This window comes from Acidovorax sp. 1608163 (genome assembly GCF_003669015.1).
GTDB lineage: Bacteria > Pseudomonadota > Gammaproteobacteria > Burkholderiales > Burkholderiaceae_C > Acidovorax.
Genome location: NZ_CP033069.1, coordinates 2,434,089 through 2,448,458 on the forward strand (window position 1 = coordinate 2,434,089; position 14,370 = coordinate 2,448,458).

Annotated in this window: 14 protein-coding genes and 1 pseudogene; 7 read left to right on the top strand and 8 right to left on the bottom strand. The window is 63.6% G+C overall.

What is annotated here, in order from left to right:
* Position 1: 1 nt before the first annotated feature.
* The 3 genes from EAG14_RS10895 to EAG14_RS10905 form a co-directional block, all read right to left on the bottom strand.
* Positions 2-1,558: an amidase gene (locus tag EAG14_RS10895; protein WP_121730421.1), complete on the bottom strand. Its 1,557-nt coding sequence runs from the start codon at positions 1,556-1,558 to the stop codon at positions 2-4.
* A 19-nt stretch (positions 1,559-1,577) separates the two neighbouring features.
* Positions 1,578-2,561: a tripartite tricarboxylate transporter substrate binding protein gene (locus EAG14_RS10900; protein ID WP_099658619.1), complete on the bottom strand. Its 984-nt coding sequence runs from the start codon at positions 2,559-2,561 to the stop codon at positions 1,578-1,580.
* A gap of 74 nt (positions 2,562-2,635) precedes the next feature.
* Complete coding sequence (locus EAG14_RS10905; protein WP_121730422.1) at positions 2,636-4,057, bottom strand: D-serine ammonia-lyase; 1,422 nt, start codon at positions 4,055-4,057, stop codon at positions 2,636-2,638.
* Positions 4,058-4,149: 92 nt separating this feature from the next.
* Here EAG14_RS10905 and EAG14_RS10910 point away from each other — a divergent pair, with 92 nt between their 5' ends.
* The 6 genes from EAG14_RS10910 (at position 4,150) to EAG14_RS10935 (ending at position 9,280) form a co-directional block, all read left to right on the top strand.
* A complete protein-coding gene (locus tag EAG14_RS10910; RefSeq protein WP_121728864.1) occupies positions 4,150-5,109 on the top strand; it encodes a LysR substrate-binding domain-containing protein in 960 nt (319 codons plus the stop codon).
* Positions 5,110-5,294: 185 nt separating this feature from the next.
* Positions 5,295-6,272 (top strand): phytanoyl-CoA dioxygenase family protein, encoded by a 978-nt coding sequence (locus tag EAG14_RS10915; RefSeq protein ID WP_240457003.1) that lies wholly within the window; start codon positions 5,295-5,297, stop codon positions 6,270-6,272.
* Positions 6,273-6,467: 195 nt separating this feature from the next.
* The gene (locus EAG14_RS10920) at positions 6,468-6,755 is read left to right on the top strand and encodes a DUF6150 family protein (RefSeq protein WP_099655386.1); all 288 of its coding nucleotides are present in this window, start codon (positions 6,468-6,470) and stop codon (positions 6,753-6,755) included.
* A gap of 319 nt (positions 6,756-7,074) precedes the next feature.
* Positions 7,075-7,662 (top strand): chromate transporter, encoded by a 588-nt coding sequence (locus tag EAG14_RS10925; protein WP_099655385.1) that lies wholly within the window; start codon positions 7,075-7,077, stop codon positions 7,660-7,662.
* Entirely contained in the window at positions 7,659-8,264 is a 606-nt protein-coding gene (locus EAG14_RS10930) for a chromate transporter (RefSeq protein ID WP_121728866.1), read from the top strand. The genes EAG14_RS10925 and EAG14_RS10930 overlap by 4 nt, the downstream gene beginning before the upstream one ends.
* Positions 8,265-8,299: 35 nt before the next feature.
* On the top strand, positions 8,300-9,280 hold the full coding sequence (locus EAG14_RS10935) for a hypothetical protein (protein ID WP_121728867.1): 981 nt from the start codon (positions 8,300-8,302) through the stop codon (positions 9,278-9,280).
* Between the two features lie 30 nt (positions 9,281-9,310).
* On the opposite strand, the gene EAG14_RS10940 is transcribed toward EAG14_RS10935, so the two are convergent.
* The 3 genes from EAG14_RS10940 to EAG14_RS10950 all read right to left on the bottom strand — a co-directional run bounded on the left by EAG14_RS10940 (position 9,311) and on the right by EAG14_RS10950 (position 12,432).
* Positions 9,311-10,477, bottom strand: a complete 1,167-nt coding sequence (locus tag EAG14_RS10940) for an ABC transporter substrate-binding protein (RefSeq protein ID WP_121728868.1) — start codon at positions 10,475-10,477, stop codon at positions 9,311-9,313.
* 202 nt (positions 10,478-10,679) lie between these two features.
* Positions 10,680-11,429: a 23S rRNA (guanosine(2251)-2'-O)-methyltransferase RlmB gene (gene rlmB / locus EAG14_RS10945; protein ID WP_099655382.1), complete on the bottom strand. Its 750-nt coding sequence runs from the start codon at positions 11,427-11,429 to the stop codon at positions 10,680-10,682.
* Positions 11,430-11,736: 307 nt separating this feature from the next.
* Positions 11,737-12,432 (bottom strand): ABC transporter ATP-binding protein, encoded by a 696-nt coding sequence (locus EAG14_RS10950; protein WP_121728869.1) that lies wholly within the window; start codon positions 12,430-12,432, stop codon positions 11,737-11,739.
* Between the two features lie 72 nt (positions 12,433-12,504).
* Here EAG14_RS10950 and EAG14_RS10955 point away from each other — a divergent pair, with 72 nt between their 5' ends.
* Positions 12,505-13,122: an arylesterase gene (locus EAG14_RS10955; RefSeq protein WP_162995967.1), complete on the top strand. Its 618-nt coding sequence runs from the start codon at positions 12,505-12,507 to the stop codon at positions 13,120-13,122.
* A gap of 143 nt (positions 13,123-13,265) precedes the next feature.
* Here the strand turns inward: EAG14_RS10955 and EAG14_RS23330 are convergent, their stop codons facing one another.
* The gene (locus EAG14_RS23330; RefSeq protein WP_121728871.1) at positions 13,266-13,445 is read right to left on the bottom strand and encodes a hypothetical protein; all 180 of its coding nucleotides are present in this window, start codon (positions 13,443-13,445) and stop codon (positions 13,266-13,268) included.
* A 57-nt stretch (positions 13,446-13,502) separates the two neighbouring features.
* Positions 13,503-14,320 (bottom strand): annotated as a pseudogene (locus EAG14_RS10965) (DUF2189 domain-containing protein).
* Between the last annotated feature and the right edge of the window lie 50 nt (positions 14,321-14,370).

Sequence of the window (14,370 nt, forward strand, 5' to 3'; positions counted from 1 at the left end):
TTCAAACCGCAGACACCAGCGCAGCCGAGGCCGCACGGTCGTCGCGGGGCAAGCTGCGCGCATCACGCGGGTCGGGCGCCCCCGTGGCGATAGAGGTCAATGCGGGCTCGGCACGGGTGGCCCGCAGTTTGGCCAAATCGGGCCTGGGGCGCGCCAGCCCGGCAATGCCCTTGAAGGCTTTTTCTAGCGCATGCCCCACGCCCAGCGTGTGCCGGTCGGCACGGAAGCGGCCCACGATCTGCAAGCCAAACGGCATGCCCTGCGCATCCAGCCCGCAGGGCAGGCTCAGCGCGGGGTGCGTGGTCAGCGTGGTGACATAGGTCAGCGCCAGCCAGCGGTAGTAGTTAGCCTGCGGCTCGCCGTTGATGTGGCTGGCAAACAGTTGCGTCCAGGCAAATGGCGAAACCGGCGTGGTGGGCGCCAGGATCACGTCGTAGTGCTCATACAGTTTCTGGAACCGGGCCAGGATGCGCGTTTGCTCCGCCTGCGCCCAGGCGCTGTCCAACAGCGTCATGGCGGCACCCATTTCGTAATTGGCGCGGGTGTTGGGGCCCAGGCTGGCAGGGTCGCGTTCGTAAGCATCCCGCGTGCTGGCCACAAAGGCTTCAGCGCGCAGCACATCAAAGCAGCGGTGCACGTCGCCCAGGTCCACGTCGATGGCATCGCAGCTGGCAAAAAGGTGCTTCATGGCCTGCACTTTGCTGCGAAAGACGCTGCGGATGCCGTCGTCCACCGAACAGGCACCAAAGTCCTCGGTGTAGGCCACGCGCAAGCGGCTCAAATCCACGGTTTCGGGCAGCAGGAAGCTGCTCGGGTCCAGCGGGTAGCTCAGCGGGTCGCCCGCCGACATGCCTGCTGTGGCGGCCAGTTGCAGGCAGGCTTCTTCCACCGTGCGGCCCATGGGGCCGACGACCGAGATGGGCGTCCAGCCCAGCAGCTTGCGCGAGCTGGGCACCACACCCGGCGAGGGTCTGAACCCCACCACGCCGCAGATGGATGCGGGAATGCGCAGCGAGCCGCCCGTGTCGGACCCTGTGCACACGGGCAACAGGTCGCAGGCCAGCGCAGCCGCAGAGCCGCCCGACGAGCCGCCTGCGTTCAAATTGGGGTTGAAAGGGTTGCCCGTGGCCCCCCACACCGTGTTGCGCGAATTGGCACCCGCTCCCATTTCAGGAATGTTGGTCTTGCCTGCCACGATGGCGCCCGCCGCACGCAGGCGGGCCACCAGCACGTTGTCCTGCGCGGGGATATGGTCGCGGTAAATCTCCGAGCCGTAGGTGGTCAGCAGGCCAGCCGTGGCTTCAAGGTCCTTCACGCCCAACGGCAAGCCGTGCAACAAGCCCAGTGGTTCGCCGCGCAGCACCGCTTGCTCAGCCGCCTTGGCTTCGGTGCGGGCACGGTCGTAGCAAGTGGCCGTGATCGCGTTGATGTGGGGGTTGATCGCCTCGATGCGCTCGATGCAGGCCTCCAGCAATTCAACGGGCGACACCTCGCGGGTGCCGATGCGCTCGCGCAATTCGTTCGCGGTCAGCTCAACCAAAGGGCTGTGTGTGGTCATGTCAGGCGTGTCGCTTTCTTCAGTCTGCTGTGATGCTGGCACGCTGGGCAATGGCGCGCATCAAGGGCAGCTCTTTGTCAATCAATTCGCCGAGGGCTCTGGACGAGCCATAGGCGGGCTCAAAGCCCATGCTCAGGAGCTTATCGCGGGTTTCCGGGTCAGACACCACCTGTGCCAGCGTCAGCTCCAGGCGCGACTTGACAGCTGGTGGCAGGCCACGCGGCGCCACCACGGCCAGCCACGTGTCCATGTCCAGGCCGGGATAGCCGCTCTCCGCCAGCGTAGGTACCTTAGGCAGCAAGGAAGTGCGCTTGGCGGTGGTGACGGCAATAGCTTTGACCTTGCCGTCCTTGAGGTGCGGCAAGGCGGCTGAGACCGTGTCCACGGTGAAGGGAATTTGCCCGCCAATCAAATCCGTCATGGCTGGGGCGCTGCCCTTGTAGGGCACGTGCTGGATCTTCACGCCCGCAGCGTGGAAGAACATTTCACCCGCGAACTGCGAGGTGGTGCCCGCGCCAAACGAACCATAGGAGTACTTTTCAGGCGCGGCCTTGAGCGCTGCCACAAACTGCTTCACGTCGGCCACCGGCACATCTTTGTTGGCCAGCAGGATCAGGCCTGTGCGGCCGGTGATGCCGATGGGCTCAAAGCTCTTGACAGGGTCGTAAGGCAGCTTGGGGCGCACCGCAGGGTTCACCGTGAAGGTGGTGCCCGAGCTGATCAGCAGCGTGTAGCCGTCCGGGGCCGCCTTGGCCACATAGGCGGCGCCAATGGTGGTGCCACCGCCGCCTTTGTTGTCTACCACCACGTTCTGGCCCAGCTTGTCGCCCAGCTTCTTGGCAATCACACGGCCCAGCACATCGGTGGCACCGCCTGCAGGAAAGGGCACCACCAGCGTGATGGGTTTGGTGGGGTAGTTGCCCTCTTGCGCCATGGCGGGGGCCCATGCTGCAGCCCCCATGGCACACATCATGGCGGACAAAAGCAGCTTCTTGCGGTTCATGGCGTTCTCTCCAAAGGTCACAAAAGTAAAGGAAAAAGTAAAAATCAAGTGATCGAAACAGGGGGCGCACCCCGTCAAAACGGCAGCGATCCGCGCCCTGCCAGCACAGCGCGCCCGCGCTGCACAAAGCCCTGGTACTGCGCATCGGGCACCAGCAGCCCACCGGTGGTCCACACCAGCTGCGTGGCTTGGCGCAGCACGGCATCCACGCCCGTGCTGCGCAACCAGGCCTGCCCGGCCGTGGTTCCCACCAGCATGCCGGGGCCGCTGAAGCCCGCAGCAGCAGACGGCTCGATGCGTTCCTTCAAGGCATCCAGCACCTGCACCAGGTGCGCAAACAAAGTGTCGTCGGCCACGGTGAACACACCCGACAGCAAGGGCTGCATCAGCGCTGCGGCCAGCAACGAGGCGCGCGGCACGGCCAAGCCGTCGGCTTCTGTGCGGTTGGTCAGGCCCCAGTCATACACCGACGGGTGCTGCCCTGGGCCCTGCGTGGCATCTGCCAGCATCTGCACCATGAAGCATGGCGACTGCACGGGCTCGGCAAAAAAGCAGTGCACATGTGGCCCCAGCAGTTGGCGCAAGCCAAACGCAATGCCCGCAGGCGCACCGCCCACACCGCAAGGCAGGTACACGATGAGCGGGTGCTCGGCATCCACCGCCACCCCTTGCTCTGCCAATTGGGTCTGCAAATGCAAGGCTGCAGCGCTGTAGCCCAGCAACAGCGAGAAAGACTGTTCATCGTCCACAAAATGGCACGTCGGGTCGGCGCTGGCCTGGGCGCGACCTGCCGCCACGGCACGCTCGTAGTCGCCCTGGTGCTCCACCACCTGCACACCCCGCTGGCGCAAGCGGTCTTTTTTCCACTCTTTGGCGTCGGCCGACATGTGCACGGCCGCCTTGAACCCCAGGGCCGATGCCACCACGCCAATGCTCAACCCCAGGTTGCCCGTAGAGCCCACCGCCACCTGGTAGCGCCCCAGTACCTCGCGCGCGGCCGGGGTCGCCAGGGTGCGGTAATCACCGCCTTCCTCAACCAACCCGTGCTGCAGCGCCAGTTGCTCGGCAAACTCCAGCACCTCGTGCATGCCGCCCCTGGCTTTGATGGAGCCCGCCACAGGCAAACTGTGGTCAGCCTTGATAAACAAGCGCCCTTGTCCCTCGGCCATTCCGATGGCGGCCTGCAGAGCATCGGCGGGCAGCAAGGGCGACTCCACCTGGCCCGCCGTCTCAGCCAACTCGGGAAACACCTGCGCCAGCAACCCGGCAAAGCGGGCCAACCGGGCGGCGGCTGCTTTCGTATCATCCAGACTAATGGTTCTCCCTAGTGCCGAAAGCACGGGCGCAGGGTGGGCCTGCACAGCGGCATTGGTCCAAAGCGCAGGCTGGGCGTTGCGCAGGCGTGCTGACAGCAAGGCATCTACCGCAAGGATCGGGTTCTGGCGAAGGTCTGGGGGCAAGGAAGGCACTGCAGGCTGGCACTCAAGGGATGTCATGCGCACTTGTGTCATTGTTAACTGACTGCATTTTTAGTGGGTCACGCCGCTGTCACAACGCATTTATATTGAGAAAGACATTAGTATTAATAATGGATATTCGACTCTCCCCTTCCCTGCTGGCCTGGCTGCGCAGCTTTGATGCCGCTGCACGCCATGGCAGCTTCACCAAAGCTGCTGCAGAGCTGTGCATCACCCAGGGTGCGGTCAGCCAACAGGTGAAGCAACTGGAAGAATGGCTGCGTCGTCCGTTGTTTTTGCGCACGCCGCGGGCCCTGGTTCCCACACCCGAGGGCAAATGGCTGGCGGTGGTGCTGCGCGAAAGCTTTGACGCCATTGAAAGCACGCTGGCGCAAATGCGCCAGCCGGCAGAGGCCACCACCGCGACGCTGAGTTGCTCCCCCTCGTTCGCCATGAGCTGGCTCACTCCTCGGCTGGGCGACTTCTTTCGCCAATACCCTCGCACCGGGCTGCGCGTGTTTGGCGAATTCCATACGCTGGACCGCACCCGCATGGTGCGCGACGGCATCGAAGCAGCCGTGCGGTTTGACCTGGGCCTGTATCCCGACCTGAATGCCACGGTGTTTCTGGACGAATGGCTCATTCCCGTGGCCAGCCCTGACTTCCTGGCACGCCATCCCACCATCCATACCCCCGAAGACCTGCGCAGCGACTGGCTGCTGCACGACAGCAGCGCATGGGAAGGCGCCGAGACCTACGAAGAATGGCAACACTGGTTCACCCAAAGGGGTGCCACGCCGCCCCCATGGGCGGGCGGGCAGCAATTCAACCTGTCGCAACTGGCCCTGGGGGCGGCGCTGGCCGGACAAGGCATTGCCATGGGCCGCGCGGCGCTGGTACTGCAAGACGTGAAGGCTGGTCGGCTCGTGCCGCTGCTGGGCCGCAGCGTGCTGTCTCGCGCCGCCTACTCGTTTGTCACCTCCAGCCACCCCAGCCCCGCCATGCAGCAGGTGCGCGATTGGCTGGAAGAAGAAGCCAAGCGCTTTTGCACTGAGCGGGAGATGCTGCTGCCTGCGGTGCAGGGACCATGAGCCGTCTGAGTAAGTCACAAGGCTCAAAAATAACTTGGCACGGTCTACCAAGCGTGAGAGAAAGCTGACCATCCCCCAACACCATTGGGTGACCCTGCGCAACATAGTGGCCAGACTCTTTGATGACCCATAGCACCTTAGCTTCACACCCACTGTGCGCTCCATCGGAAACAGGCTCTTTGCACGTGCCTCACCTCAAACGCAGTTGGTCGCGCTGGATGGCTGCTCGCGCGGGCGCACAGCTAGGACACGATACGGACTACCACCGCACCATGCTGGTGTTGTCGGCGCTGGGCGTGGGCCTGGAGCAGACCATGCAATACGTGCTGCACGAGGCACCGGATTTTGCGGCGTTTGAAGACTGGATCGTCCGCACAGCGGGCCAGCCGCACCCTGCCACCATCGCGCGCATCTGGGCGCTGGTGCTGGGCGAGCCGGTGCCCCGCGAAGTCTGGGAGCTGCACCAAGCGATTGACGCCATGCCTCCCGTGCTCAGCGCTGCCGATTTGGAGCAATGGAATGATCAGGGCTACGTCGTGGTCCAAGGGGCCGTTTCGCCCACACAGAGTGCCGAAGCAGCCCAGGTGGTTTGGGACACCGTGGGGGCCGCAGACGACGATGAGGCATCCTGGTATGCCAAGGCACCTCGCAACATCATGGTGCAGCGATTCCAGCACCCTGCGTTTGAAACCAACCGGCGCTCACTGCGTATCCACAAGGCATTTGCGCAGCTGTGGGGTACTGCGGACCTGTGGCGCAGCACAGACCGCTGCGGTTTCAATGTTCCTGAGCGGCCAGACCATCTATTTCAAGCCACAGGCCTGCACTGGGATGTGAGCCTGCAACAGCCGATTCCGTTTTGCACCCAAGGTATCTTGTACCTGACCGACACCCCACCCGAGCAAGGGGCGCTGCGCGTTGTGCCCAGATTTCAGCACTCTGTCGGAGACTGGCTTAGCAGCCTCCCTTCAGGCGCCGACCCCAGATCGCAGGACCTGCAGGCTCTGGGCGCGCAACGCATTGGGGGCAAGGCCGGTGATTTGGTCATCTGGCACCAGGCTTTGCCCCATGGTGCCAGCCCCAATCACGGCAAACTGCCGCGCTTGGTGCAATACATCAATATGTTCACTGCAGACGTGCCCATTCAGAGCGTCTGGCTTTGAGGCCACTGGCATTGCGCTGCGCGCGTGACGGGCGCTGGGGGTCAAACACCGACGAGCCACTCACCGATAAAGCATCAAGACGTAACGCCTGTCTGCCAGGGCTGATTTGGCTGGCTTTTTTGGATACCCTCGGGCCCCAACACGGCGAGCCTGCGCAGGGGTCGCCAGACCGCATACCACCAACAAGGGACTGACATGGCGCAAATACTGGTTGTGAAATACGAAAGCCAAGCCGATGCCAAGGTGTTTGAGGCTCCCTATGAAAGCCAGGCGGATCTGGCGGTGCTGGAAGTACCCTACGAGCAGCAAGCCACGGGCGACGCCGTATGGCATCTGGTGAACTACGAAAGCCAGGCGACCTTCAAGATCTTCAAGGTCAAATACGAGGCACAGGCCGATTTGCGCATCTTCAAGGTGAAGTACCTTGAGCAAGCAGGCTGGCGGGTGCAAGAGCACAAGCTGCAAGGCACCTTGGGTAAGTAACAAGCCCTGCGGATCGGCGGAGCTAAGTTGTTGCTCCACCCGCGTTCTCGGTGCGCCCCACGCACTGCTCCGTATTGCTTGGCATGCACCAACGCGTGCCCCGCCCTTTCCGGTCTGCGATGGCAAGGCCCGCCTGGCGCAAGGCGGCCGCGCGTACCATGGCGTACTGAGAATCACCCTGCAGCAAGCGGTGCGGACTCTGCCGCCCCGGCAGGTGCCGGTTTCGCACAGATACTTGCGGGATGCCCCAGTGATTTACTCCTGATTTGATAGCTGCTAGCGCTTTTAAATAAAGCGCTAGCAGCAGTTTTTATGCTAAATGCCATTTATGACCGAAGCCGCCGACGCCAGCGCACGCCCACAGCCCCGCAACTGCTCTGACCTGTTTTGGTCCTTCACCTGGCTGGCGCTGCAAGGCTTTGGCGGCGTGCTGGCCGTGGTGCAACGCGAGCTGGTCGACAAAAAGCGCTGGATGACCAACGAAGAGTTTGTCGAAGACTGGGCCGTGGCGCAGATCATGCCGGGCCCCAATGTGGTGAACCTCTCCATCATGATTGGCGAGCGCTACTTTGGCTGGCGCGGTGCACTGGCGGCGCTGGCGGGCATGCTGGCGTTTCCGATGGTGCTGGTGCTGGCCCTGGCCGTGGTCTATGCGCAGTTTGCCGATCACCCTGCGGTGGCTGGCGCGCTGCGCGGCATGGGCGCGGTGGCGGCTGGGCTGATTGCAGGCATGGGCCTGAAGCTTTCGTCCACGCTGAAAAAGCACCCCCTGGGCTTGTGGGTGTGCGTGGGGTTGGCGGCCCTCACGGTGGTGGCCATGGCGGTGCTGCGCTGGCCCCTGTTCTGGACACTGCCCACCGTGGGCTTGCTGGCCTGTGTGTTGACCTGGAGAAAGCTCACCCCATGACATCCACCGCACCCGCCTTGGCCGCGCTGTCTGCGCTCGACTGGTTTCACCTGTTCATGTACTACATGTCCCTGTCGTTGCTGGCCGTGGGGGGCGCCATCAGCACAGCGCCAGACATGCACCGCTTTTTGGTAGACCGCAACGCCTGGCTCACCGACACGCAGTTCAACACCTCCATCGCCATTGCCCAGGCCGCGCCCGGCCCCAATGTGCTGTTCATCGCCCTGCTGGGCTGGAACGTGGGCCTGAACGCAGGCGGCCCGGGCATGATGGGCTGGGCCCTGGGCCTGCTGGGCATTGTGGTGTGCATGGTGGGCGTGATGTTGCCCAGCAGCGTGCTGACCTGGCAGGCCACGCGCTGGGGCCACCGCAATCGCAACCGGCGCAGCGTGCGGGCCTTTAAACAAGGCATGGCACCGGTGGTGATTGGTTTGCTGCTGGCCACCGCCTGGGTGCTGACACGCACCCAGGGTTCGTCACTGCACAACTGGCCCTTGTGGGCCCTGACCGCCATGGCCGCCCTGCTGGTGTGGCGCACCAAGCTCCACTTGCTGTGGATGCTGGGGGCCGGTGCGCTGCTGGGCGCCATGGGCTTGGTGTAGCAACGGCGCCCCTCCCGCAAACGGATACCGCCATCATGATCGTCCCTGATTTTTGGGCAGAAGCCCGCCTGCAACAACAGCACGGCAAACGCCAAACCACGGTGCGCCGCTGGGGATGGTCTGACACCAGCGAGGCCGACGCGCAAGCCATGGCCGATGCACGGGCCGCGCAGGCCATGGCAGACCTGCAGGCAGGCCGCACCGTGGCGCGGCGCGAGCGCAAGCAGGCCTACAACGGCGCGCAGGGCCTGCCGATCCGCGAAGAGGTGCTGGCGCGCCACGGCAGCACCGTCATCACCCGCAACGCCTATGGCGCCCACTGCCTGAATACGCCCGATGTGGTGTTTGCCGATGTGGACTTTGCCACCCAGGCGCCTGCACGGCTGGCCTGGGTGCTGTTTGCGCTGCTGGCACTCGCCGTCGTAGCTACCAGCCGCGCCTACGTGGGTGGCTGGGCTTGGCTGTTGGCATTGGTGCTGGGCGGGCTTGCCTCTGCGCCAGCCGCCCAGGCCTTGCACCGGCTGTGGATCAGCCACAAGGGTGGGCACGAGGGCCTGGCCCGCCAAAAGCTCCAAGCCTTTGTGGCCGCGCACCCAGACTGGAACGTGCGGCTGTACCGCACCCCGGCGGGCCTGCGTTTGCTGGTCACGCACGCCGTGGCAGAGCCCACCGATGGGCTGGTGCAGGCATTTTTTGCACAGGTACTGGCCGACCCGATGTACGTGCGCATGTGCAACAACCAGCATTGCTTCCGCGCCCGCGTGACTGGCAAGCCCTGGCGCATGGGCATAGACAGCCCCATGCGCCCCCGCCCGGGTGTGTGGCCGGTGCGGGCCGAAGCCATGCCCCAGCGCACCGCCTGGACGCAGGCATACGACAGCAAAGCCCAGGCTTATGCCGCATGCCGGTGGCTGGGCGATGTGGGCAGCGGCACTGTGCACCCCCAAGTCAAGCCCGTGGTGGCGCTGCACGACGAGCTGAGCCAGGCCCTGCAGCCGAACCTGCCCCTGGCCTGACGGCCAGTTGGGCGGGTAGCAGCGCAGGCCTTAGCTGATGCGGCGGGCGTTTTCTGCGTAAACAGCCAGGTAAAGCGCGTCAGAGCCCACAAAAGGCGCTTTGCCGCCAAAGCCCACACTGAAGTCGCCAAACGACAGCGCGCGGATACTGGCCAAGCCGCTGCGCAGGCGGTCCCGGGTGGGCTCCTTGCCCGCGTTTTTCAGGCCCTCGATCATCACTTGTGCGTTCAGCCAGCCTTCCAGGCTGCTGGTGCTGGTGAAGTGAGCGGGGTTGGCGCCGGTGGCCTTCATGGTGGACTGGAACTTGCGCACCACGACTGATTTTTGCGAATTGGCGTCCGGAAACACCTGCACCAGAGCCAATCCACGGCTGGCGGCAGCCAGCTTGGGCAGCTCGGACGACACCACGGCCACAGACAACCCAGCCAACGGCACGCCCTGGGCCTTGGTGCGAAACGCCAGCACAAACGCCGTATTGGCCGTGCCCGTGGTGGCCAGCAGCACCGCACCGGGGCGGTCTGCGGCCACTTTGTCGGCCAGCTCAGCCGCATTTTTGCCATCGACCGCCAGGGCAAATTCACCCGAACGTTCGACCTTGGCATCGTCCAGCGCCTTGGACATGTCCTTGAGCACTTCCTTACCAAAAGGGTTGTCCAGGTACACCACGGCAATGCGCTTGAGGCCCATCTCCACCACTTGCTTGACCAGGCGCAGGGATTCTTCGCGGTAGCTCGGGCGCAGGAAAAACACGTTGCGCTGCTCGGCCGAGCGCAGCGATGTAGCGCCCGTCACCGGCCCCACTGTGGGAATGCCCTTGCTTTCCACCATGGGCAAAATGGCAGCCGTGTTGGCCGTGCCCAAGGGCGAAATCAGGGCGAAGATGGACTGCGCTTCCAGCATGCCCGTCACGTTCTGTGCGGTGCGGCTGGCCACATAGGCGTCATCCTTCACATCCAGGCGAATTTCACGGCCATGCACGCCGCCTGCGGCGTTCACCTCGGCAAAGGCGGCTTTCATGCCTGCCACTTGCTCAGAGCCTGCAATGCCCAGCGGGCCGGTGAGTGCGATGGAGCAACCCAGCGTGACATGCTTGGCAGACAGGGCCTCTTCTGCCGCCAGAACGGAGTGAGACCAGGCGGGCAAACCCGCAGCAGCCACAGCTTGGGTGGCTCGCAAAAGAAATTGACGACGACTCATGTGCAGTTAGCCCGAAAGATGCAAAACCGCACAGACTAACAAGCGCATCGGTGAATGAGAGTCGACTAGGCGACAATTCGTGATGCAACCCACACAACGTGAAAGATGGTGAACGAGGATTGGAGGACGCTTGGCAGGCGCGCCCTGCCTTGGTGGCCGCCTGTGGTGGCGGGGCCCTTGCTGCCCCGCCTTCACCGTCACATCAAAGCGATCGCTGGCGCAGTGCCTCGTACAGGCACACCCCACTGGCTACAGACACGTTCAGGCTCTCCACCGCCCCCTTCATGGGAATGCTGACCAGCTCATCGCAGGTCTTGCGGGTGAGCTGGCGCATGCCGTCGCCCTCGGCCCCCAGCACCAGGGCCACGGGGCCCTTGAGGTCGACTTGGTACACGGTCTTGGGCGCATCGTCACTGGTGCCAATGCACCAGATGTTGCGCTCCTTGAGCTCGCCCAGCGTGCGGGCCAGGTTGGTGACCATGAAGTAAGGCATGGTCTCTGCCGCCCCGCTGGCCACCTTGGCCACGGTGGCGTTGATGCCCACCGCATGGTCTTTGGGGGCGATGACGGCATGGGCTCCAGCGCCATCGGCCACGCGCAGGCAGGCGCCCAGGTTGTGCGGGTCGGTCACGCCGTCCAGCACCAGCAGCAGAGGCTGCTCGATGCCTGCAGCTTCCAGGTTCTCCAGCAGTTCGTCCAGCGAGGTCACCTGCGCCACGGGTTCCACCCGCGCAGCCACACCCTGGTGGCCGTGGCTGCCCGCGAGCTTGGCGATGCGGACGCTGTCGGCTTCGATCAGGCGGGCACCGGCTTCCTTGGCACGGTCCAGAAACTGACGCATGCGCGCGTCACGGCGTGTGGACTCGTAATAAATCTCGATGATGGATTGGGGCGCCGTCTTCAGGCGCACACCTACGGCGTGAAAGCCGAAAAGAACTTTGGGGGAGGACATGCAGGGATTATCGTTGCGCGGCCGCCAGTGTCCCGAGTTGGAAGTTCGTTAATGAAATAAAGAAGCCGAAATCTTCGTCAGGCAAGGCGCAAACCACAGCGATAGCCGTAGCTATCGCGAGGATGGCAACACAGCACGGCGGCGATTCTCGGCGTCTTTATGAAACGAATCTCCAACTTGGGACGCTTGGCGCCCCAGCCGCGGGCAGAGAAACTGCCAAGGGCTTGTGTCATACGACCCAATTGCTATCAATTCAATAGCTGCTAGCGCTTATTCAATAAGCGCTAGCAGCCAATTTTCTTTGAAATCAATCCTCAACCACCCGCCCGGCGTCGATGGTGATCCGCCGCTCGCACTGCGCGGCAATCCCCCGGTCGTGGGTCACCAGCACCAGTGTCGTTCCCTGCTCGCGGTTGAGCTCAAACATCAGCTGCATGATGGATTCGCCCGTGGCGAAGTCCAGGCTGCCCGTGGGTTCGTCGGCCAGCAGCAAGGCCGGTTGCACCACAAACGCACGGGCCAAGGCCACGCGCTGCTGCTCACCGCCCGAGAGCACCTTGGGGTAGTGCCCCAGCCGTTGCCCCAGGCCCACGCGCTGCAGCATCTCGGTGGCGGCCTTGCGGGCATCGCGGCGCTCGGCCAACTCCAGCGGCAGCATCACGTTCTCCAGCGCCGTGAGGTTGCCCATGAGCTGAAAGCTCTGAAATACGAACCCAACCTTTTGCGCCCGCAGCGCGGCACGGTCGTCCTCGTCCAGCGCGAACAGATCGTGGCCGTCCAGCCGCACGGTGCCCCGCGTGGGGGTGTCCAGCCCGGCAATGATGGACAGCAAGGTGCTCTTGCCCGAACCCGACGCGCCCACGATGGCCGCGGTTTCCCTGGACGCCAGGCGGAAATCGATATCCCGCAAAATGTCGAGTGTGCCGGTGGAATCCGTCACCGACTTGAACACATGCTCCACCGCAATAATGGGTGTCACGGGCGATGAGGGGGATTCGGACATGAAAGGCTCTTTACTTTGATTCGCAATCTGCATCGGCGTCACTTTATCCTGACCACGGCCTCCGCCCTTGCCATGGGGATTTCCAGCCCGGGGGTTTTTGCCCAAGGCGCCCCCAAAGCGGCGGCAGGCAAGCCCGCCGTGATTTTGGTGGTGGGAGACTCATTGAGTGCGGAATACGGCCTGCCACGCGGCAGCGGCTGGGTGGCCCTGCTGGAAAAGCAATTGGCGCAAGAGAAGATCAACGCCAAGGTCATCAATGCAAGCGTGAGCGGTGAGACCACCTCGGGCGGCCGCTCGCGCATTACTGCACTGCTGCAACAGCACCAGCCCAGCCAGGTGGTGATTGAGCTGGGCGGCAACGATGCGCTGCGTGGCCTGCCGCTGCAAAACACACAAGACAACCTGGGCTTCATGGCCCAATCGGCCCAAAAAGCCGGGGCCAAGGTGCTGTTGATTGGCATGCAGGTGCCGCCCAACTACGGCACCGACTATGCCAACCGCTTTGCAGCGGTGTTTGAGGGGGTGGCCAAGGCGCACAAAGCGGCGGTGGTGCCGTTCTTTCTCAAAGGGGTGGCCGATGGCGCAGACCCTACGCGCTTGTTTCAGGCCGACCGCATCCACCCCAAGGCCGAGGCCCATCCACAGATGCTGGCCAATGTGTGGCCAGAGCTTAAAAAGCTGCTGCGCTGAGCGCCATGGGCAGGCACTGACAGACAAAAACAAAGAGCCCGTGCGCTGCCTTTTTTGGAAAAGGCAGCGCACGGGCTCTTGAGTGGATCATTCCATTGCGAGGCTTCTGAGTGGGACATCAGCCAAGCCATGAATGCCCGCCATTAACTGGCCGCAGGGTCCGCCGGTGCAGAAGGCGCTTGAGCGGCCTGGTCACCGGCATCTGGCCCAGCGTGCGGATCGTCAGGCCGGCGCTGTGTTTTGGCTCTCAGCTTCTCTTCTTTCTTTTGTTTCTTAGCGAGTTCGCGCTGGCGTTTTTCGTATCCGTAGTTAGGTGTTGCCAAGGTGTTTGCTTTCTGAAGTAGAGGTCCACTGTAACAGCTAGCCCCGCGCGCTGAGCCTCAAACCGGCTCTGGCGCCGCGTTCGTATCGACTGGCAAGCGTTGCACCGCCGCCCGGTAAGCGTGCCAGCTGGCATGCCCCAGCAAGGGCCCAACCAGCACCAAGGCCACACTGCCCGCCCACAGCGATGCCGCCACCAAAACAGTGATCAAAGCGCCCCACAGCACCATGGCCAAGGGGTTCTCCAGCACCACGCGCATGCTGGTGATGCCTGCGGTCAGTGCGTCGGTGTCACGGTCCAGAATCATTGGAATGGACACCACCGAGGTAGAAAACACCAGGGCAGCAAACACCCCGCCCACCACGGCATACACCGCCACAAAACTCCAGTTTTCGGGGTTGAACACCGCCTGCAAGACCCCGGTGGTCGACGGCATACCTGTGTTGAAGAACACCGCAAACACCACCAGCGATGCCCGCCCCCAGAGCAGCTCTAGCACCACCAGCACCAGCACCAGCATGCCCATGCTGCCCATGTGGCTGTCCCAGCAGGTCAGGGATTCGCTCAGCTGCGGCGCCAGCCCAGCCTCACGCCTGCGGCTGGTGTCGTACAGGCCCATCGCCAAAAGGGGCCCAGCAGCAAGCAGCCGCTGGCAATCGACATGGTGTACTCCGGTTTGGTGCGAAACACCCACCCCAGCACCAAGGCCATGAACCAGAAACACAGGCCGTAGAACACCGCAATGCCGGGTGCGGCCTTCAAATCGTGCGCGCCGCGCGCCAGCCAGCGAAAAGGGTCCGCCAGCGTCAGCGGCTGCAAGGTGATGGCCGCCGTGTCGCGGGCGGTGGAGACCTCAGTAACGGATGTGTCGGGCATGAGGAGTGCAGCGAAGTGGAAAGATCCACCCCACACAAGGCGGGGAGCGA